Raw genomic sequence first — 19,666 nt, forward strand, 5'->3', positions numbered from 1 at the left:
CGCTGCCGGCCGCCGACGCCAAAAACCATGCACGAGCGGCCATTCACCGGATGCAGCCGAGTTTTACGCGCGACGAAAGCGGGCGTCGTTATAATCGCCGTCCGACCTGGTTTTTAGGCTGTCCGTCCGTGAAAAAGCTCATCGCTATCGCACTCGCTTCGGTTGTCCTCACCGCCTGCTCGTCCGCCGAGAAGGAGCAGCAGAAGGAACGCACGTTCTTGCTCTCGCAGCAGACGCTCGACGACGCGCAACGCAACGCGACCGTCTCGTGCCGCGACGCCGCGCAATGCGATGCGGCCTGGAAGCTGACGAAAACCTACGTCGCGCAGAATTCGAAGGAACGCCTGACCCGCGCCGACGATGCCGCCATCGAAACCGATATGCCATCGGATTCCGGCAAGCCGGTGTTTTCGGCGACGCGCATCGCGAACGGCAACGGCGCGACGATCTCGCTCTTCGCCCAATGCAAGGACATGTACGGCGATGAACGCGCGCGCGGCTCCGATTTCAACGACTGCGCGACGAAAATCATCTCCGTGCAGAACGGCTTCGCGCAGTATCTGAGGGCGCACCTTCCCGCGCAGTGAACCTGACCGCGCTATTGCGCGGGCAGCGAGCCGGGCGCGCGCGACGGATTCGCCGGCAGGATTTCCGGTAACGGTTCGTCCTGCGGGCGTATGTCGGGCGGCGTGCCAAACCACGGCGGTCTCTGCGGCGGCTCATACCCGGCCGCTTCGGCGGCGCGCATCTGCATGACGTGCGCGATGCGCGCGTACGACGCGACGACGAGTCCGAGCGCGACGCCAAACACGACGCCCGAGAAGCGGTCGCCGAGCGGATTGCCGCCGATCGACGTCGCGGGTAGCGCCGCGAGCACGAAGAGCGCGCGTCCGAGCACGGACAGATGCGGCGCATCGGGCGCGCGATGCCGCCACGCGCGATAGGCTATCGAGCCGCGCCAGAGCGCCCACAGCACGGCGAGCGGCAGCGCGAGGCCGAACAGCACGCCGCCCGCGAAGAACTGATAGACCCAGAAATCGTGGCCGGCCGCCCAGATTCTGATCGCGTAGAAATCCTTCTCGCTGATCATGCCCGCGAGATCGGGCAAGTAAGACGGCGAATAGCGGTAGTCGTGTCCGTATCCCATGCCGACCATCGTCGAGAGCGTCGAGGATGTCGTCTGATCGACCTGATCCTTCATTTCCGCGAGACGCGCGATCGTGACCGGATCGCGTGCGGCTGGCACGTCCTTCGCGAACGACATGTGCTGCATGAACTGCTGGGCGACGGTCGGGAAGAACGTGGCCGTTGCGGCCGCCATTGCGCCGAGCAGCGTCAGTATCGCGACCGCGCGCAGGCCGGCGGTGAAGAAAGGCCGGATCGAAGGCGCGGCGAGCCACGTCGCGTAAGCGATGAGCAGCACCGTGCCCACGAGCAGGCTGGGCGTGGCGCAGACGATCTCCACGACGATCGTCGCGAGAAAGAGCAGCGCGGCGAGCTTCGCGATGCGCTGCGCGAAGACGAACTCGTGCAGCAGCAGCCCTTGCAGACAGAGGAACGTGACCGGAATGACATGCATGCTCATGTTCCCGGTTCCTTCGGACATCGCCATGTCGAAGCCGACGCCGAACACGATCGATGCGATCAGCGAGCCGATCATCGCGCGCTCGATCTGTTCGAGACGCTGCGCATCCCACGGACGGCAGCCGACGAAATAGCCGAGCAGCATCAGCAGGAACGGCAGGATCACGCGCGCGTAGTTGCCCGCGTCGTTGCCTTGCAGCAATTGCGTGGCGACGCTGCCGAAGATCGTGAGCAGAAAGAGCGAGGTGACGAGCGTGCGCATGCGCGAACGGCGCGCAAAGCGCGGCGCGATCAGCAGAATCGCGCAGGCGGCGCCCATCGAGGTCACGGTGAGCAGAATATCGACCGTCCTGCTGGCCGCCTCCACGCCCTTGAAGTCGAATGCGAGCGGAAGCAGGCAAAGCCATATCCAGATGACGGCGAACTTGTTGCGCATGACGACCCCGGGAACCCCATTTTTTGCGTCGAATATATCAGCGGCTTTTATCGCGCGCCGTTGCGGCGGCGTCAGGCGCCTAGTCTTCGGCGTGAAACGACGGACGCGCATGTGCGCCGCACCACGCATCGTTGAGCGCGTTTCTTCATCGCGCGCCCCTGTCCGCAAAGCACGGGATTCTGGCGGATCGTCCCCGATTTGCGGACCGAAGATTGAATGGCCGGAAGCGACATGTTCCGGCGTGAGACCACTCAATACGTGCGATGTGCGTGCACGTGCCGATACGAGGTAACCCGGTTTCGGGGTAAGCAGGCCCACGAGGACGCGCGGTTCCGCCGCGCGAGCCACTCGACAACAAACGACCCTCGCAGAAGGGAAACGGCATGGGCCTGTTCGGCGCAACACGCATGCAGGAACCCGATCGATCGATACGATTCGATTTCATCCGGGGACTCGCGATCATCGCAGGGACGAGTGGCCCGTTCTCCGCACGCCGAATCCGCGCGATTCAAAGCTGGCGCGCGCGCCGATTTTCGCGTATCAAATAGGTTCCTGCCGCAAGGCAGGCCGCGTTGCGCTTCGTGCATCGATCGCTTCGTCCTCAACGCGCGGGGCTTTCTCCGATAGCCCGTGTCTCATCGTCACACACGCGAATCACACTTCGATTACCGGCCAGGCGCGCGCTCGATCGGGCCTTTGCGCGCTTTCGATTCACGACATCACTCAGGAGACTCCCATGTCCGACAGGCTCAGCATCTCCACGCCCGACGGCAATTTCGACGCCTACGTCGCCTATCCCGCGCAAACGCCCGCGCCCGCCGTGGTCGTGATCCAGGAGATATTCGGCATCAACGCCGACATGCGCGAAACCTGCGACGAATACGCGCGCCAGGGCTACGTCGCGCTGTGCCCCGATCTGTTCTGGCGACTCGAACCGAACGTCGAACTGACCGACAAATCCGAAGCCGAGTGGCAACAGGCGCTGAAGTACTACAACGCGTTCGACGTGAACACGGGCGTCGAGGACATCGCGGCGACCATCGGCTTTGCGCGCGGACTCTCGCAGGTGCAGGGCAAGATCGGTTCGGTCGGATTCTGTCTCGGCGGCTTGCTGTCTTTCCTGACGGCCGCGCGCACGGATATCGACGCATCGGTTTCCTATTACGGCGGCGGCACCGACCAGTATCTCGCCGAACTGCCGAAGATCAAGGTGCCGCTGATGCTGCATCTCGCGGAAGAGGACGAGTTCATTCCCGCCGACGCGCGCAGTCGCGTGCTCGCGGCGGTGCAAGGGCACGCGAACGTCGAGGCGTTCACATATCCCGGCTGTCATCACGCGTTCGCGCGCAACCAGGGCGCGCACTACGACGCGGCTGCCGCGCAACTGGCGAACGGCCGCACCGCGGAGTTCTTCAAAAAGCATCTGACGTAAGCGGCGCCGCAAACGAAAACGCCGCCCGGAGCGGGGCGGCGTTCATCGTCGGGAAAAGAGCTTACTTCTTCACCGTGTGCGGCCGTCGAAACACGAGCCAGCGCGGCGACTTGAAGCGCACGATGCTCATGTAGAGCCACACATACGTCGCCGCGAACACGACGACGAAGCAGAACAGATGCACCGTGTGCCGCCAGAAGAGCGTCGCGGGAATCACCGCGATCAGGCACAGCAGCCACAGATACGGCGACGTGAGCGAGTTGCGCCGCGTCAGTTCGTGCGCGTTCTTCGCGCCGACGGCCCAGCGCATCAGCCGCTTGTAGACGAGCATATGCAGATGCACGCCGTCCGGAATGCCGGGCGAGATGCCGCGAATGAACTTCTTGCGATAGATCGAGAAACACGTCTCGAAGATCGGATACATGAAGAGCAGCACCGGATACCACGCGGAGACGTCGCGGTTGCGCATCACGAGCATGATGGAGAGCTCGCCCAGCATGAAGCCGACGAAGTACGCGCCGCCGTCGCCGAGAAAGATCAGGCCGGCGGGGAAATTCCAGATGAAGAAGCCCATCACCGCGCCCATCATGATGAGCGATCCCGACAGCACGACGGGATCGTGCACCTGGAACGCCACGTAGGCGAGCGACGCGAACATCATGAAGCTGACCATCGACGCGAGGCCGTTGAAACCGTCGATGATATTCACCGCGTTCGCGAGCGCCGCGACGGCGAGCACCGTCACCGCGCAGGAAATGATCGCGTAGGACAGCAGGAAATCGAGCGGCGGCACGCTGATGCGCGTGACCGCGATATTCAGCAACGCATAGGCGAGGCCCGCGGCGGCCATCGTGCAGACGAGGCGGGCGAGCGGCGAGACGCGCTTGGTCAGGTCTTCGATCAGCCCGGAGAGAAACGCCGGCAGGCCGCACGCGACGATGCCGAGAATCCCGCCCGATACGGCCGGATAGCTCCATCGCAACTGCACCGCCGATGCGGTCAGCCCGCAAATGATGCCCACGCCGCCGATGCGCGGCACCGGGCGCGCGTGAAACTTCTGCACGCCGGCGAGATCGGTGTCGCCGAGCACGCCTTCCTGCAGGTGTGCGAAGCGCACGATCAACAAGGTCACGAGCAGCGAGACCAGAAAAGCAAGCGCGAAACTAAGCATGAAAATAGAACCGGTTGGGAGAAGCAGCCCCGCATCGCTCGGAACGACGAGGCGGGGCGCAGCGAGACTTTACGCGAACCCGTTCGGGTTTTGCGACTGCCAGCGCCAGTGATCCACGCACATGCGTTCGATGCCGTGCTCCGCGCGCCAGCCGATCAGCTCCGCGGCGGCGGCCGGATCGGCGTAGCAGGCGGCGATATCTCCCGGGCGGCGCGGCACGAGCTCGTACGGCACCGGTTTGCCCGACGCCGCCTCGAACGCCTTCACGACATCGAGCACGCTGTAGCCCTGGCCCGTGCCGAGATTCACGACGAAACTGCGGTCGAGCGTCTTCAGCGCGTCGATGGCCGCGATGTGCCCGCGCGCCAGATCCACGACGTGAATGTAATCGCGCACGCCGGTGCCGTCGTGCGTATCGTAATCGCTGCCGAACACGCGCAGCCGCTCCAGCTTGCCGACGGCCACCTGCGCGACATACGGCATCAGGTTGTTCGGAATGCCCGCCGGATCTTCGCCGATCAGCCCGCTCTCATGCGCGCCGACCGGATTGAAATAGCGCAGCGTCGCGATGCGCCACGACGGATCGGAGACTTCGAGATCGCGCAGGATCTGTTCGGCGATGAGCTTCGACTGGCCGTAAGGGTTGGTCGCCGAAAGCGGAAACGATTCGTCGATCGGCACGCTCTTCGGCACGCCATAGACCGTCGCGGACGAGCTGAACACGAAGTTGCGCACGTTGCGCTCTTTCATCACCTTCAGCACGGCGAGCAGGCTGCCGATGTTGTTGTTGTAGTACTCGACCGGCTTCGCGACCGATTCGCCCACGGCCTTGAGCGCGGCGAAGTGGATCGCGCCGGTGATCTCGTGCGTGTCGAAGATATGGTTGAGCGCGGCTTCATCGCGCGCGTCGGCGTGATGGAACGCGACGCGCTTGCCGGCGATGCTTTCGACGCGCTTCAGCGATTCCGCGCGGCTGTTCACGAGATTGTCGATGACCACGACGCCATAGCCCGCGTCGAGCAATTCGACGCACGTATGCGAACCGATAAAGCCCGCGCCGCCGGTGACGAGAATCGTGCCCTTCGTCGGCTGATTACCATTCATCTTTTGCTCTCCCGATTGCATGAAATCAGAGTGAAATGCCAGTAATGGCATGTATTGTGCCCTTGTAGCGTTCGACGACATTCTTTTCGTCGAATTCGCTTGTGACTTTTTCGCGGCCGCGCAGCGCCATCGCCTCGCGCTCGCCGGCGGAGAGTGTCAGCATGCGTTCGAGCGCTTCGGTCAGGCTGTCGGCGTTCTTTACCTCGCAGAGAAGACCGTTCACGCCGTCCTCGACGACCTCGCGGCAGCCGGGCACATCGGTGGCGACGATCGGGCGGCCCATCGCCGAGGCTTCCATCAGCGTGCGCGGCACGCCTTCGCGATACGAGGGCAGCACGACGCAATCCGCCGCGGCGACGAGCGGGCGCACGTCGTTGGCTTCGCCCAGATATTCGACGATATTCTCCGCTTCCCACTTCTGCACATCCGTGCGGCTGATCGCGCTGGGATTGTCGACGCCGACCGGCCCGAGCAATTGAAAACGCGCGTGCGGATATTTCGCCCGGATTCTGCGCGCGGCTTCGACATATTCCGCGACGCCCTTGTCCCACAGCAGACGCCCGATCAGGATGAAAACGAAGTCCGCGCGCGCGGGCAGCGGCTGAAACGCGAATTCATCGAGATCGACGCCTTCGCCGTGCAGACGCCGCGCGCGATCCGGATGCGCGAGCAGATTCTCGTGCAGAAATGCTTCGTGATCGTCGAGATTCAGAAACCACACTTCGCGCGGAAAGCGGAACGCGAAACGGTACAGCAGCTTCGCGACCTGCGCCGTGCGGCTCTTCTGGATGAAGACGTAGCCGAGGCCGGTGGTCACCGCGATCGACGGCACGCGCGCGAGCATCGCGGCGAGCGAGCCGTAGATGTTCGGCTTGATCGTGTAGTGAAACACGATATGCGGGCGCGTCGCGCGATATTCGCGATAGAGCGCGGCGAGCGTCTTGAAGTCCTGGCGCGGGTCCGTTCCCTTCGATGCGACCGGCAGCTCGACGCAGCGGCAGCCCATTTCCGTGAGCGGCTCGAAGGTGCGATCGCGCGGCGCGATGATCGTCACTTGCGCACCGGCCGCGGTCAGCATGCGCAACACGCCTTGCCGGTAGGTGTAGATCGCCCACGCCGTGTTGCAGACGAGGGCGATGCGAAGACTCGACTTTTCTTTCGTCATCCGGAAGAGCGCTCAACGTGGCGCGAACTGAACATTGAAATTTTCACGCGGAAGACGTGGACTTCAGCAATCGCGCCTTCAGACCACGCAACGCGCGATACGGCAGGACGAGATGCGCGATGCTTTTGGCGACGCCCGCCCAGTCGAGCGGATTCGTCACGCGCAGATGGCGCAGTTGCAGGCGCAGTGTCGACATCACCTGCACGCGCCGCTTCGTCGCGCTGATGCCGCCTTCGTTCAGCTCGTAGAACAGACCGAACTCGGGCAGGTTCGCGCCGTCGTGCCGTTGCAGGAGCCGCAGGATCAAATCGAGATCTTCCGCCGCGCGATAGTCCGCGCGATAGTTGCCCGCTTCGATCACGGCATCGATACGCAGCATCAGCGACGGATGCGTGAAGCACGTGCGCGCGAGCATCATGCGGCGGATCGCGGCGGGCTCGCTCGGCGGCGTCAGGTCGAAGAGCGGCGCGCCTTGCGTCGATACGACGTGCGTCCACATGCCCAGCACCGCGACGCGCGCATGGTCCTCCATGTACGCGCGCTGCTTCGCGAGACGGCCGGGCGTCGCCAGATCGCCGGCATCGATGCGCGCCGCATAACGCACGCCGCGCGCGGCGAGCGCCGCGATGCCCGCTTCGAGCGCGCGCTCGATGCCGCCGTTTCGCGGCATCCGCAGAATGTCGATGCGCATGCCGTCGATGACGGGCGCGACGATCGGCGGCGTGCTGCCGTCGTCGACGATCAGCACGTTCACCGTCGAGGCTTCCCTGAACGATGCGAGCGTGCGTTCGACCTCGGCCTGGCCGTTGAACGCGGGCATCAGCACGGCGACATCGGATAGATCGTTCATGCGCGCAGCCGCAAACGGATGTAGTAAAAATTCACCGACGCCGCCGCGACATAGCCCGCCGCCAGCCCGATCAGCGCGCCGTAGCCTTCGATGCGCGGAATCGTGAACCAGTTCACCGCGAACGCGACGGCCAGCGCGAACAGCCATTTCGACAGCAGCACGTACTTCGCCTGATATTTCAGCACGACGAGATTGCCGATCGCCTCGACGCCCGCCGGCACGGACAGCCACACGGCCCAGCGGAAAATATCGGCGGCGCCCGCGTAGTTCGGCCCGAACACGCGCGCGATGATGAAGCCCGCGAGCGCATCGAGGACGGCGGCGCCCGCGATCATCAGCACGGCGGTCATCGCGAAGAGGCGCACGAGATTGCGCCTGAGGCGCGCGGTTTCCTGCACGCGATAGACGAATGCCGGCGCGATGGTCTGCGAGAGCATCAGCGCGAGCGCGATCCAGTTCTCGTTCAACTGCTGCGCGGCGGAGTAGAGCCCGAGTTCCGCGAACGACACGCGATGCGCGAGCATCAGCCGGTCGAGCTTGAGAAACAGATACATGCAGATGAGTCCGAGCCAGAACACCGTGCCCGCGCTCGCGAAATGTCTGAACAGTGCGCGATCGAAGCGCCAGCCGAGCGTGCCGCCGTGACGGCGCATGTAATACACGACGAGCGCGGCGCTGATCGCCGCGGCTTCGAGCGCCCAGAGCCAGCCGAAACTCGACGGCGCGGCCATCGCGCGCACCAGCGCGAAAACAAGCGCCGCCTTGACGATGGCCGCCGCCATGCTCGCGATGAGCTGCGGCTTGCTGTAGGTGAGACTTTGCAGCCACGAATTGACGACGCCGATGAACGGCTCGCGAAAGAGCATCGTGACGGCGAGGCCGGCGAGCATCAGACCGACCATCGGATCGGTGCCGCCCGCCGCGATCCACATCCACGTGACGACGAGCGCGATGATCGAGACGCCCATGCGCAGCACGAACGCGCTGCCGAGCACCGCGCCGGCTTCGGCGGGCGTGCGGTTGACGATCGTCGGCACGAGGATTTCCGCGCCGCAGACCCAGGTGATCGGCGCGATCACGAGCAGGAGCGTGTTCGCGTATTGCCATTTGCCGAAAACGTCGGGGCCGAGATAGCGCGCGAGCAGGCCCGAAATGACGATCGCCACCGCAATCTGCGTGAGCCGTTCGAGCCCGAGCCAGACGATATTGGCGAGCGCGCGGGCGACGTCCGGATTACCGGAGCGCGTCAGCGCCTTCATGCGGCCGATCCGGCCGCACAGGCGGGCACACGGCGTGCTACCTCAGCCTGACCGCCCTGCAAGTCTGCGTGTTCGGTCAAGTTTTGTGTGTTTGCACGCAGACGCGCCTCATTCGAAGGCATCGAGGCGAAAGAGCGTTTGAGCATTGGATTAGAATGAACGCGCAGGCTTTGAACCGCCGCGCGCAACCACGAGAGCGCCGAAAGACAGCGATTATAAGTGCGATCCGCGGCTTGCCCGTTGCGCTGGTTTTGCATCCAGTTGCTTCCAGTTGCTTCCAATTGTTTCTTTCGTGTTGATTTAACAGACGCATAGGCAGAATTCGTACGTCATCTGGCAGTCGTTCACGCGCCTCGCACGCTGCATGGCGCGCCAACCGTCACGACCTGCATGCCCTCATGGCTGCATCGCCGAGAAACCATCAATTAATAGAGAAGAGGTAGCCATCTCATGAGCCAAGTATCCCAATCCATCTTCAAGGCCTACGACATTCGCGGCATCGTCGGCAAGACGGTCGACACGGATGTCGCGAAGAGCATCGGCCAGGCATTCGGCAGCGAGATCAAAAGCCAGGGCGGCGACTCGGTCGTCGTCGCGCGCGACGGACGTCTCTCCGGCCCCGAACTCGTCGGCGCGCTTGCCGAGGGCTTGCGCGCGGCGGGCGTCGATGTCGTCGATGTCGGCATGGTGCCTACGCCCGTCGGCTACTTCGCGGCGAGCGTGCCGCTGCCGTTGCCTTCGGGCGAGCGTCGCGTGGATTCGTGCATCGTCGTGACGGGCAGCCACAATCCGCCCGACTACAACGGCTTCAAGATGGTGCTGCGCGGCGCGGCGATCTACGGCGACCAGATTCAGGGCTTGTACAAGCGCATCGTCGATAGCGACTTCACCACGGGCGAAGGCACGTACACCGAGTTCGACGTATCGCAGATCTATCTCGATCGCATCGTGTCGGACGTGAAGCCGGTGCGCGGGATGAAGATCGTCGTCGATACGGGCAATGGCGTCGCGGGCGGCCTCGCGCCGAAGCTGTTCAAGGCGCTCGGCTGCGAACTCGTGGAACTGTTCACGGACATCGACGGCACTTTCCCGAACCATCACCCGGACCCGGCGCACCCGGAAAATCTGCAGGACGTGATCAAGGCGCTCAAGGAAACGGATGCCGAAGTCGGCTTCGCATTCGATGGCGACGGCGACCGTCTCGGCGTCGTGACAAAGGACGGGCAGGTCATCTATCCGGATCGTCAGCTGATGCTGTTCGCGCAGGAAGTGCTGTCGCGCAACAAGGGCGGCCAGATCATCTATGACGTGAAGTGCACGCGCAATCTCGCGAAGTGGGTGCGCGACCAGGGCGGCGAGCCGGTGATGTGGAAGACCGGCCACTCGCTCGTGAAGGCGAAGCTGCGCGAAACCGGCGCGCCGCTCGCGGGCGAGATGAGCGGTCACGTGTTCTTCAAGGACCGCTGGTACGGCTTCGACGATGGCCTGTACACGGGCGCGCGAATGCTCGAAATCCTGTCGCGCGTGGCGGATCCGAGCAAGCTGCTCAACGATCTGCCGAATTCGCTATCGACGCCTGAGTTGCAGCTTAAGCTGGAAGAGGGCGAGAACTTCGAGCTGATCGCGCGTCTGCAGAAATCGGCGAAGTTCACTGGAGCGGACGATGTGCTGACGATCGACGGATTGCGGGTGGAATATCCGGATGGGTTCGGGCTGGCGCGCTCGTCGAATACCACGCCGGTGGTCGTGATGCGTTTCGAGGCGGATAACGACGCGGCGTTGAAGCGGATTCAGGAGGATTTTCGTCGGGTGATTCTGGCGGAGAAGCCGGATGCGAAATTGCCGTTTTGAATGGCTTGCGCCGGGCGGTGATATTACGAGTGCCTGGTCCGTTGGCTGGCGGGCCTGCACTTTGTAGTGTTTGATACGGTCTGGCTTTTTGTGTGCTCGGGCTTCTGTGGATGGCCTGTGTACGTGGTGGTCTATTAGCACTGCCCCTCCCCGGGGCGGGGGTCACTTTCTTTGCTGCTGCAAAGAAAGTAACCAAAGAAAGCAGCTTCTCACCGCCCGCGGTCACACGCACGTTAGCCATGCTTGCCAGCCCGTGGTGGCACTCGCCTAAGTGTCGCCCTCGAAGGACTCACCGGGCTTGGCTCGCGCACGGTCTGACGCGCTAGATGTTTTAGCGCGCTGGTTCAGCACCAAATAGCTTCGGCACGGCGCTACGCGCTGCCGTTGGGTACGCGGAGGAAACCATCGGGAAGAAGCGCACGCCCACCCGATTGACCCGTCGGCCGCGTAGCGGGCCGGAGCTATTTGGTGCTGAACCAGCGCGCTCAAGGTTATGGCTCGTCAGACCGTGCGCGGTCCAAGCCCTTGTCTGCTTGTGGGGGCACTCGCTACTGGCGGGCCATTAGGCCAATCGCCTGTGCCGCGGCCGGTGTGAAGTGCTTAGGCTGGGGATAGCTGTTTCTTTGGTTACTTTCTTTGCAGCAGCAAAGAAAGTGACTGCCGCCCCGCACAGGGGCAGTGCTAATAGACCGACACGAACACGGGATCCGGCGAACGACGAATACGGGATCCGGCGAACGAAAGCATTTCCCAGCGAAACTCCGATACACGCTCTAAAATCACCCCTTTCCTTCTCACCGCGCAGCGCCCTCCCGCGCCCCCTCACCCCAGCGTGCAAAAGATCCTGATCGTCCGCGTGTCGTCGCTCGGCGACGTCGTCCACAACATGCCGGCCATCGCCGACATCCGCCGCCGCTATCCCGATGCGCAGATCGACTGGCTCGTCGAGGAAAGTTTCGCAAGTCTCGTCGAACTGGTGCACGGCGTGCGCCGCGCGATCCCGTTCTCGCTCAGGCGCTGGCGCCGCGCGTTCGCATCGCCCGAAAACTGGCGCGAGATCGGCAAGTTTAAGCGCGAACTCGCCGCCGAAAAATACGATCTCGTCATCGACTGTCAGGGTCTCATCAAGACCGCGTGGGTCGCGAGCTGGGCGCGCGGGCCGCTCGTCGGTCTCGGCAATCGCACCGACGGCGCGGGCTACGAATGGCCCGTGCGTTTCTTTTACGACCGGCGCGTGCCGATCGAGCCGCGTACCCACGTCGTCGAACGTACGCGGCAACTCGTGGCGGCGGCGCTCGATCTGCCGAAGCCGCAGATGACCGACGACATCGACTTCGGCATCGACACGCGCCGCGCAACGCTCGCCGTCTCCGAGCTCGGGCTGAATCTGCCGGTGCCGTATGTCGTGTTCGTGCACGCCACCTCGCGCGCCGACAAGCAATGGCCCGAAGCCGCGTGGATCGAACTCGGGCAGGCGCTCGTTACGCGCGGCGCGTCGATCGTGCTGCCGTGGGGCAGCGACGCCGAACGCGCGACGAGCGAAAAGCTCGCGAAGGAATTCGGCGCGGCCGCGATCGTGCCGCCGAAGCTGTCGCTGCCCGCGGTGGTCGGACTGATCGACGGCGCGGCCGCGACCATCGGCGTCGATACGGGCTTGGTGCATATTGCCGCGGCGCTGAAGCGCCCGACCGTCGAGTTGTACAATTTCTCGACCGCATGGCGCACCGGCGGCTACTGGTCGCCGCAGGTGGTCAATCTCGGCGACGCGAGCCGGCATCCGACGCTTTCCGAAGTCAAGGCCGCGCTCGCGGGCTTCGGCCTGCTGTAGCGTGTCCTTCGCGCGCCGCGCCGTGCTCGGGCAACTCAAGGTCGTAGACACATGACGGAATCTCAAATCATCGAAGTCGCGTCTGGCGATTGGCAGGGAAAGAATCTTTCCGTGCCGCGCGAGACGCTCCTTGCCGGCGTCGAAAACGGCAAGGTGCTGTATTTCCCCAATCTGCGTTTTCCGATCGAAGGCGGCGAACTCGCGCTGCTCGATCCGAAGATCGCGGACCCCAAACGCAAGAACATCAGCCTCGCGCCCAACGGCGGCGCGCTCAACGGCGTGCTCGGCGAGAACGTGACGCAGTCGGCGGTGCGCTCGCTCATCAAGCGCTATCAGGATCATGCGCGCTCGCTCGTCGATGGCCTTTTTCCAGAATACGACGGCAAGCTGCGCGTCGCGCCCACGAGCCTCAGGCTGCATCAGGTCGAAACGCGCGAGACATCCTGGCGCAAGGACGACAGCCGCCTGCACGTCGATGCGTTCCCGTCGCGCCCGAATTACGGCGAGCGCATTCTGCGCGTGTTCACGAACATCAATCCGCAAGGCGCGCCGCGCGTATGGCGCGTCGGGGAACCGTTCGAGGACATGGCCAAGCGCTTCCTGCCCGGCATCAAGACGCAGATGCCCGGCTCGGCCTGGCTCATGAATCTGCTGCACATCACGAAGTCGCCGCGCAGCGAGTACGACCATCTGATGCTGCATCTGCATGACGCGATGAAGGCCGATCTCGACTATCAGAAGACTGCGCCGCAGGAGGCGATGCCGTTTCCGCCGGGCTCGGTGTGGGTCTGCTTCTCCGATCACACTTCGCACGCCGTGATGTCCGGCCAGTTCATGATGGAACAGACCTTCTTTTTGCCCGTCAAGGCGATGGCGCGCCCCGATTGCGCGCCGCTCGGCATTCTCGAGCGCCTGAAGGGCAGGGCGCTCGTTTGAGCGGCGCCGCTTCCCCGGGCGCATCGGCTGCGGTGCTGAGGCTCGTCTATCGATCGCTCTGGTGGATCGTCGCGCCGCTCGCCGTGCTGCGGCTCTACATCCGTTCGCGCAAGGAGCGTGGATACCGCGAGCATATCGGCGAGCGCTTCGGATGCATCCCGCCGCGCCGCGCCGACGATCTCGCGCCGCTCATCTGGGTGCATGCGGTATCGGTCGGCGAGACGCGCGCGGCGCAACCGCTCATCGATGCGTTGCTGAAAACGCATCCGGAAGCGCGCGTGCTGCTGACGCACATGACGCCGAGCGGCCGCGCGACGGGCCTCGAATTGTTCGGCGATCGCGTGTGGCGCGGCTATCTTCCCTACGATCTGCCGGTGCTCGTGCGGCGCTTCCTGCGTGCGTGGCGTCCGTCGCTCGGCATCGTGATGGAAACGGAAGTCTGGCCGACGCTCATCGATGAATGCAAGCGCGGCGACGTGCCGCTCGTGCTGACGAACGCGCGCATGTCGGAGCGTTCGTACCGGCGCGCGGCGAAGTTCGGGCGCGCGGTGCGCGAAGTGTTCGGCGGCTTTTCGCGCGTGCTCGCGCAGACGCCGTCCGACGCCGAACGGCTCACCGCGCTCGGCGCGCGCAATGTCGCGGTGCTCGGCAATCTGAAGTTCGATATGACCGCGCCGCCCGAACTGGTCGCGCGCGGTCAGGCGTGGCGCTCGGCGATCGGCGACCGGCCGGTGTGGGTCGCGGCGAGCACGCGCGAAGGCGAGGAGACGCTGGTGCTGCGCGCCTTCGCGGCGCTCAATGTGCCCGACGCGCTGCTGATTCTCGTGCCGCGTCATCCGCAACGTTTCGATGAAGTGTCGGCGCTGATCGCGAGCCTCGGGCTGACGAGCGCGCGCCGTTCGGTGTGGGCGCCGAAGCCGGCCGCGGCGGGATCGGGCGCGGACGTGCCGGAACCGTTGCCGGCAAACGTGCAGGTCCTGCTCGGCGATTCGATGGGCGAGCTCGGCGCGTATTACGCCGCGGCCGATCTCGCGTTCATCGGCGGGAGCCTGTTGCCGCTCGGCGGGCAGAATCTGATCGAAGCGTGCGCCGCGGGCGTGCCGGTGCTGATCGGGCCGCACACGTTCAACTTCACGCAGGCGACCAACGATGCGATCGCGGCAGGCGCCGCGTTGCGTGTCCAGGACCCGCAGGAGCTTGCGCGCGGTCTGCGCGAAATCTTCAGCGACAAGGCGAGGCGGCTCGCGATGAGCGCGGCGGCGTCGGCGTTCGCGGCGCGGCATCGCGGCGCGACGGAGCGCACGGTGAGCGTGCTGAGCGCATTGCTCGAAGAGGAAAGCGACGCGGCGAAGTGATCGTTCGCCCGACCAGCGGCGCGCGCCCGATCGACTGGCCAATCCACAGGCTTTTTCGTTCTTTTCCCTGAATCGTCTGACAAAATTGTGCATTCTGCCGACAAATAGAGGGTTGAACGTCGAAAAGGTTAGGGGGATACTGAACGCCCCGCCGGCCCCCTCGAACGGGTACCAATGGGCCGGACGCCTGCGAACGTGCTGCCAATCTTCTTTAGAGGACGCGCATGCAAGATCTCCTCAAGTCCGTTGTCAAAGACATGATGCCGCCCGGGCTCCTGCGCCTCTTGCGGCCACATCCGGGACCGACCGATGCATGGGGCACCGTCCGGTACGGCGCGCACGGTCTCGTGCTTCCGGGTAACCGGCGCTTCGAATATCGGCCTTGCGCGGCGGATCGCGAGGTGTGCAGGCAGATCTTCTTCATGCGCGAGTACGCCACGGATCATCTGGTTCGCGCGAAGGAAATCGCGGCGTTTTACGATGCCTGCGAGAATCCGCTGATCGTCGATGCCGGGGCGAATATCGGCGCCGCCGCGGTGTGGCACGCGCTCACCTATCCGAAAGCGAAGATCGTCGCGATCGAGCCGGATGTATCGAATTTCGCGCTGCTCAAAAAGAACGCGGAGGCCTTTCCGTTGATCACGCCGCTGAATGCCGCGATCGCGGCGAGGCGCGGCACGCTCTATCTCAACGACCCGGGCGGCGGCGAATGGGCCTTCCGCACGGCCGACAAGCCCATCGAGAAAGGTTATGCCGTCGACGCGCTCACGCTCGAAGACGTGATGCCCACATCCGGCGTGACGCCGTTCATTCTCAAGATCGATATCGAAGGCGCGGAGTCGGACCTGTTCTCGCGCCATTGCGATGCCCTGAATCAGTTCCCGGTCGTCGTGATCGAGTTGCACGACTGGATGCTTCCCGGCGAATCGAACAGCCGCAACTTCCTGCAATGGCACGTCGAGATGAAGCGCGATTTCGTGCAGATGGGCGAGAACGCGTTCTCGATATCGAATTCGATCGCGCTGATGTAGCGCGCCTCACGCGAGCAGCAGCCCCTTCTTCTCGATGAAGCGAATGACGTCATCGAGCCCGTCGAGCGCCTTCAGATTGCACATCACGAAGGGCCGCTCGCCGCGCATCTTTTTCGCGTCGCTTGCCATGATGTCGAGATTCGCGCCGACATGAGGCGCGAGGTCGGTCTTGTTGATCACGAGCAGATCCGACTTCGTGATGCCCGGACCGCCCTTGCGCGGAATCTTCTCGCCGCCCGCGACATCGATCACGTAGATGGTCAGATCGGAGAGCTCCGGGCTGAAGGTCGCCGCGAGGTTATCGCCGCCGGATTCGATGAACACGATATCGGCATCGGGAAACTTCGACACCATGCGATCGACGGCTTCGAGATTGATCGACGCATCCTCGCGGATCGCCGTATGCGGACAGCCGCCCGTTTCGACGCCCATGATGCGCTCGGCCGGCAGCGCGCCCGCGACAGTCAGCAGGCGCTGATCTTCCTTCGTGTAGATATCGTTGGTGATGGCGACGAGGTCGTACTTCTCGCGCATCGCCTTGCACAGCATTTCGAGCAGCGTGGTCTTGCCGGAGCCGACCGGCCCGCCCACGCCCACGCGCAACGGAGGCAGTTTCTTGGTTCGGCGAGCAGCGGAAGAGTAAGCGGGAGTGTTCATGGAATATCGGTTCAGGAGCGGAAAAGCCGCGAGTATTGCGATTCGTGCCGCGCGGACAAAACGCCGAGTTGCGGCGCGAAAGTGTTGACCCGTTCGGGCGATGTATCGAGCGCGCGGCGCACGGCGGCATCGATCGGCTCGCGCAACGCGACGATGATCCGCTGCCCCGCAAGCTGGCCGAGCGGCACGGCTTTTAGCGCGGCCGCCGCCTGATTCTCGACCCAGCTGAACGCGTAGGCCGCGAGCGCTGTTTCCGTCGTCGCATCGTGCGCGAACGCGGCGAAGGCGAACGCGCTCGGCTGCGCGATGGGTTTGATCGCGGCGAGCGTCGCGCGGCGCGCTGCGTCGCCCCATTCGAGCGATGCGCACAGTTGCGCGAGCGACCAGCCCATCTGCTCGGTTTCGCGTTTCAGCTCCGCCGATTCGCGGCTCGCGATGTATTCATCGTTCGCGGCTCTCAACGCGGCTTCGTCGTGCGAACGCCAATGCCCGATCTGATGCGCGAGCAACGGCAATTCACCACGCGCGAGCACGGTGCTCAGGCCGCTCGCGATCCAGTCGCGGGCGCTGTCGCCGTCGTGGATCAGGCCGTGCTCGATCGCCGCTTCGAGTCCCTGCGAATAGCTGAACGCGCCGATCGGCAGCGCCGGCGACGCGAGATGCAAAAGCGCGGTGAGCTCAGCGATGCGCATGACCGTGATGATGATGATCGTGGTCGTGACCGTGATCATGACCGCACGACGAGTGATCGTGATCGTGGTCGTGCGAATGATCGTGCCCGTGATGCTCGTCGAAAACCTTTTGCGCGAGCGAGTAGTCTTCGCTGAAGGTTTCGTCGTGGCCGTGCTTGTGGCCACCGCCGTATGCGCCCGTTTCGGGCTGGAACGGCTGCGACTCATGCGCGACGAGTACGCCAAGACGCTTCAGCATGTCTTCGAGCACGGGATCGGCTTCGAGCTTGAGATAATCCGCGCCGACTTCCACGGGCGTATGCCGGTTGCCGAGGTGATACGCGGCCCGCGTCAATAGCCGCACGCTCGGCGCGCGCACGACGAGCACGTCCTCCGCCGCCGCGACCACACGCACGAAGCCGCCGTCATCCGCGACGAGCATGTCGCCGTCCGCGAGGACGGTGCCGCGCGGCATCACGAGGGCGACTTCCTCGCCGTTGTCGAGCGTGGCGGCGAGACGGCTCTTGCCGCGCGCATCGAAAGGCAGGGTCAGGGTGGGCGCGCGCTTCACGAGCACGGGCGCGAGCTTGGCGGTCAGACGTTTGTCGATGGTACGCATGGCGACTCAGAACAGGAAATAGCGCTGCGCCATCGGCAGAACGGTGGCGGGATCGCAGGTGAGCAATTGCCCATCGGCGATCACCTGATAGGTCTGCGGATCGACGCTGATGGACGGTTGCCATGCATTGTGAATCATGTCGGCCTTCGTCACATTGCGGCAGTTCTTCACCGCGACCACTTGCTTGCTGAGACCGTAGCGATCCGCGATGCGCGCTTCCATCGCCATTTGCGACACGAAGGTCAGCGATGTCTTGCCGAGCGCGCCGCCGCGCGTCGCGAACATCTCGCGATAATGCACCGGCTGCGGCGTCGGAATCGATGCATTCGGGTCGCCCATCTGCGCGACCGCGATCATGCCGCCCTTGACGATCATCGCGGGTTTCACGCCGAAGAACGCCGGCTCCCAGAACACGAGATCGGCCCACTTGCCCGGCTCGATGGAACCGACTTCATGCGCGATGCCATGCGTGATCGCCGGATTGATCGTGTACTTCGCCACATACCGCTTCGCGCGGAAGTTGTCGTTGCGCGCGTTGTCCTCGGCGAGTGCGCCGCGCTGCACCTTCATCTTGTGCGCGGTCTGCCAGGTGCGGATGATGACTTCGCCGACGCGGCCCATCGCCTGCGAATCGGACGACAGCATCGACAGCGCGCCGAGATCGTGCAGGATGTCTTCGGCCGCGATGGTCTCGCGGCGAATGCGCGATTCCGCGAACGCGATATCTTCCGCGATCGACGGATCGAGGTGATGGCACACCATCAGCATGTCGAGATGCTCGTCGAGCGTGTTGATGGTATAGGGGCGCGTCGGATTCGTGGAAGAGGGCAGCACGTTCGATTCGCCCGCCACCTTGATGATGTCCGGCGCATGGCCGCCGCCCGCGCCTTCCGTGTGATACGTGTGGATCGTGCGGCCCTTGAACGCCGCGATGGTCGTCTCGACGAAACCCGCTTCGTTGAGCGTGTCGGTGTGGATGGCGACCTGCGTGTCGGTGTCGTCGGCGACCGAGAGGCAGTTGTCGATCGCGGCGGGCGTCGTGCCCCAGTCCTCGTGCAGCTTCAGACCGATCGCGCCCGCCTTCACCTGCTCGATCAGTGGCGCGGGCAGGCTCGCGTTGCCCTTGCCGAGAAAGCCGAGATTGACCGGCCAGCCATCGGCGGCCTGGAGCATGCGCTCCATGTGCCAGGGGCCCGGCGTGCAGGTCGTCGCGTTGGTGCCGGTCGCGGGGCCGGTGCCGCCGCCGAGCATCGTCGTGACGCCGCTTGCGATCGCTTCGTCGATCTGCTGCGGGCTGATGAAGTGGATGTGCGTATCCACGCCGCCCGCCGTGACGATCATGCCTTCGCCCGCGATCACTTCGGTCGCCGCGCCGATCGCGATGTTCACGTTCGGCTGGATGTCCGGATTGCCCGCCTTGCCGATCGCGAAGATGCGTCCGCCCTTGATGCCGATATCCGCTTTCACGATGCCCCAGTGATCGAGGATCAGCGCGTTGGTCACGACCGTATCGACGACCTCGGCCGAAGGACGTTGCGACTGGCCCATGCCGTCGCGAATCACCTTGCCGCCGCCGAACTTCACTTCTTCGCCGTAGGTGGTGAAGTCGCGCTCGACTTCGATGATGAGATCGGTGTCGGCGAGGCGCACGCGGTCGCCGGTCGTCGGGCCGAACATTTCAGCATAAGCGCGGCGGCCGATGCGTAGCGTCATGTTA

17 protein-coding genes are annotated in these 19,666 nt (G+C 64.3%); 7 read left to right on the forward strand and 10 right to left on the reverse strand.

The features are described from left to right. Positions 1-128: 128 nt before the first annotated feature. The gene (locus tag ACEN42_RS04110) at positions 129-587 is read left to right on the forward strand and encodes a hypothetical protein (protein ID WP_371880710.1); all 459 of its coding nucleotides are present in this window, start codon (positions 129-131) and stop codon (positions 585-587) included. A gap of 11 nt (positions 588-598) precedes the next feature. On the opposite strand, the gene ACEN42_RS04115 is transcribed toward ACEN42_RS04110, so the two are convergent. After that, positions 599-2,020 carry a hypothetical protein gene (locus tag ACEN42_RS04115; RefSeq protein ID WP_371880711.1) on the reverse strand — a complete coding sequence of 474 codons (1,422 nt, stop codon included), beginning with the start codon at positions 2,018-2,020 and terminating at the stop codon, positions 599-601. Between the two features lie 736 nt (positions 2,021-2,756). On the opposite strand from ACEN42_RS04115, the gene ACEN42_RS04120 reads away from it, so the two are divergent. Then, positions 2,757-3,452, forward strand: a complete 696-nt coding sequence (locus ACEN42_RS04120) for a dienelactone hydrolase family protein (protein WP_238288449.1) — start codon at positions 2,757-2,759, stop codon at positions 3,450-3,452. Between the two features lie 61 nt (positions 3,453-3,513). Here ACEN42_RS04120 and ACEN42_RS04125 read toward each other — a convergent pair whose 3' ends face one another. The 5 genes from ACEN42_RS04125 to ACEN42_RS04145 all read right to left on the reverse strand — a co-directional run bounded on the left by ACEN42_RS04125 (position 3,514) and on the right by ACEN42_RS04145 (position 9,001). Then, complete coding sequence (locus tag ACEN42_RS04125; RefSeq protein WP_238288450.1) at positions 3,514-4,623, reverse strand: glycosyltransferase; 1,110 nt, start codon at positions 4,621-4,623, stop codon at positions 3,514-3,516. A gap of 69 nt (positions 4,624-4,692) precedes the next feature. Then, the gene (gene galE / locus ACEN42_RS04130) at positions 4,693-5,727 is read right to left on the reverse strand and encodes a UDP-glucose 4-epimerase GalE (protein ID WP_187605897.1); all 1,035 of its coding nucleotides are present in this window, start codon (positions 5,725-5,727) and stop codon (positions 4,693-4,695) included. Positions 5,728-5,752: 25 nt separating this feature from the next. Beyond that, positions 5,753-6,892, reverse strand: coding sequence for a glycosyltransferase family 4 protein (locus ACEN42_RS04135; RefSeq protein ID WP_371880712.1), 1,140 nt, complete (start codon positions 6,890-6,892; stop codon positions 5,753-5,755). 43 nt (positions 6,893-6,935) lie between these two features. Beyond that, complete coding sequence (locus ACEN42_RS04140) at positions 6,936-7,742, reverse strand: glycosyltransferase (RefSeq protein ID WP_371880713.1); 807 nt, start codon at positions 7,740-7,742, stop codon at positions 6,936-6,938. Next, entirely contained in the window at positions 7,739-9,001 is a 1,263-nt protein-coding gene (locus ACEN42_RS04145) for an oligosaccharide flippase family protein (protein WP_238212593.1), read from the reverse strand. Before ACEN42_RS04145 ends, ACEN42_RS04140 begins: the two co-directional genes overlap by 4 nt. A gap of 450 nt (positions 9,002-9,451) precedes the next feature. On the opposite strand from ACEN42_RS04145, the gene ACEN42_RS04150 reads away from it, so the two are divergent. The 5 genes from ACEN42_RS04150 (at position 9,452) to ACEN42_RS04170 (ending at position 16,002) form a co-directional block, all read left to right on the forward strand. Further along, the gene (locus tag ACEN42_RS04150) at positions 9,452-10,852 is read left to right on the forward strand and encodes a phosphomannomutase/phosphoglucomutase (RefSeq protein WP_238288455.1); all 1,401 of its coding nucleotides are present in this window, start codon (positions 9,452-9,454) and stop codon (positions 10,850-10,852) included. Between the two features lie 886 nt (positions 10,853-11,738). Continuing rightward, positions 11,739-12,680, forward strand: coding sequence for a lipopolysaccharide heptosyltransferase I (gene waaC / locus ACEN42_RS04155; protein ID WP_371881063.1), 942 nt, complete (start codon positions 11,739-11,741; stop codon positions 12,678-12,680). Positions 12,681-12,731: 51 nt separating this feature from the next. After that, a complete protein-coding gene (locus tag ACEN42_RS04160; RefSeq protein ID WP_187605889.1) occupies positions 12,732-13,616 on the forward strand; it encodes a Kdo hydroxylase family protein in 885 nt (294 codons plus the stop codon). 32 nt (positions 13,617-13,648) lie between these two features. Further along, the gene (gene waaA, locus ACEN42_RS04165) at positions 13,649-14,971 is read left to right on the forward strand and encodes a lipid IV(A) 3-deoxy-D-manno-octulosonic acid transferase (protein ID WP_250483957.1); all 1,323 of its coding nucleotides are present in this window, start codon (positions 13,649-13,651) and stop codon (positions 14,969-14,971) included. Positions 14,972-15,195: 224 nt separating this feature from the next. Further along, positions 15,196-16,002 carry an FkbM family methyltransferase gene (locus ACEN42_RS04170; protein ID WP_371880714.1) on the forward strand — a complete coding sequence of 269 codons (807 nt, stop codon included), beginning with the start codon at positions 15,196-15,198 and terminating at the stop codon, positions 16,000-16,002. Positions 16,003-16,008: 6 nt separating this feature from the next. On the opposite strand, the gene ureG is transcribed toward ACEN42_RS04170, so the two are convergent. Genes ureG through ureC form a run of 4 tightly spaced genes read right to left on the reverse strand, consistent with a single transcriptional unit; the run spans position 16,009 to position 19,662 of the window. Continuing rightward, on the reverse strand, positions 16,009-16,659 hold the full coding sequence (gene ureG, locus ACEN42_RS04175; RefSeq protein WP_187605887.1) for an urease accessory protein UreG: 651 nt from the start codon (positions 16,657-16,659) through the stop codon (positions 16,009-16,011). 11 nt (positions 16,660-16,670) lie between these two features. Continuing rightward, the gene (locus tag ACEN42_RS04180) at positions 16,671-17,351 is read right to left on the reverse strand and encodes an urease accessory protein UreF (protein ID WP_371881064.1); all 681 of its coding nucleotides are present in this window, start codon (positions 17,349-17,351) and stop codon (positions 16,671-16,673) included. Next, positions 17,338-17,949 (reverse strand): urease accessory protein UreE, encoded by a 612-nt coding sequence (ureE, locus tag ACEN42_RS04185; RefSeq protein WP_371880715.1) that lies wholly within the window; start codon positions 17,947-17,949, stop codon positions 17,338-17,340. The genes ACEN42_RS04180 and ureE overlap by 14 nt, the downstream gene beginning before the upstream one ends. A 6-nt stretch (positions 17,950-17,955) precedes the next feature. After that, positions 17,956-19,662 carry an urease subunit alpha gene (ureC, locus tag ACEN42_RS04190; RefSeq protein ID WP_187605885.1) on the reverse strand — a complete coding sequence of 569 codons (1,707 nt, stop codon included), beginning with the start codon at positions 19,660-19,662 and terminating at the stop codon, positions 17,956-17,958. Between the last annotated feature and the right edge of the window lie 4 nt (positions 19,663-19,666).

It is taken from the genome of Caballeronia sp. S22, from assembly GCF_964261745.1.
Taxonomy (GTDB): domain Bacteria; phylum Pseudomonadota; class Gammaproteobacteria; order Burkholderiales; family Burkholderiaceae; genus Caballeronia; species Caballeronia jiangsuensis.

Excerpts from the sequence above, each read along its gene's own strand:
- ACEN42_RS04115 (WP_371880711.1), bottom strand. The coding sequence starts at position 2,020 with ATGCGCAACAAGTTCGCCGTCATCTGGATATGGCTTTGCCTGCTTCCG.
- ACEN42_RS04120 (WP_238288449.1), top strand. The coding sequence starts at position 2,757 with ATGTCCGACAGGCTCAGCATCTCCACGCCCGACGGCAATTTCGACGCC.
- ACEN42_RS04125 (WP_238288450.1), bottom strand. The coding sequence starts at position 4,623 with ATGCTTAGTTTCGCGCTTGCTTTTCTGGTCTCGCTGCTCGTGACCTTG.
- galE (WP_187605897.1), bottom strand. The coding sequence starts at position 5,727 with ATGAATGGTAATCAGCCGACGAAGGGCACGATTCTCGTCACCGGCGGC.
- ACEN42_RS04135 (WP_371880712.1), bottom strand. The coding sequence starts at position 6,892 with ATGACGAAAGAAAAGTCGAGTCTTCGCATCGCCCTCGTCTGCAACACG.
- ACEN42_RS04140 (WP_371880713.1), bottom strand. The coding sequence starts at position 7,742 with ATGAACGATCTATCCGATGTCGCCGTGCTGATGCCCGCGTTCAACGGC.
- ACEN42_RS04145 (WP_238212593.1), bottom strand. The coding sequence starts at position 9,001 with ATGAAGGCGCTGACGCGCTCCGGTAATCCGGACGTCGCCCGCGCGCTC.
- ACEN42_RS04150 (WP_238288455.1), top strand. The coding sequence starts at position 9,452 with ATGAGCCAAGTATCCCAATCCATCTTCAAGGCCTACGACATTCGCGGC.
- waaC (WP_371881063.1), top strand. The coding sequence starts at position 11,739 with ATGCCGGCCATCGCCGACATCCGCCGCCGCTATCCCGATGCGCAGATC.
- ACEN42_RS04160 (WP_187605889.1), top strand. The coding sequence starts at position 12,732 with ATGACGGAATCTCAAATCATCGAAGTCGCGTCTGGCGATTGGCAGGGA.
- ACEN42_RS04170 (WP_371880714.1), top strand. The coding sequence starts at position 15,196 with ATGCAAGATCTCCTCAAGTCCGTTGTCAAAGACATGATGCCGCCCGGG.
- ureG (WP_187605887.1), bottom strand. The coding sequence starts at position 16,659 with ATGAACACTCCCGCTTACTCTTCCGCTGCTCGCCGAACCAAGAAACTG.
- ACEN42_RS04180 (WP_371881064.1), bottom strand. The coding sequence starts at position 17,351 with ATGCGCATCGCTGAGCTCACCGCGCTTTTGCATCTCGCGTCGCCGGCG.
- ureE (WP_371880715.1), bottom strand. The coding sequence starts at position 17,949 with ATGCGTACCATCGACAAACGTCTGACCGCCAAGCTCGCGCCCGTGCTC.
- ureC (WP_187605885.1), bottom strand. The coding sequence starts at position 19,662 with ATGACGCTACGCATCGGCCGCCGCGCTTATGCTGAAATGTTCGGCCCG.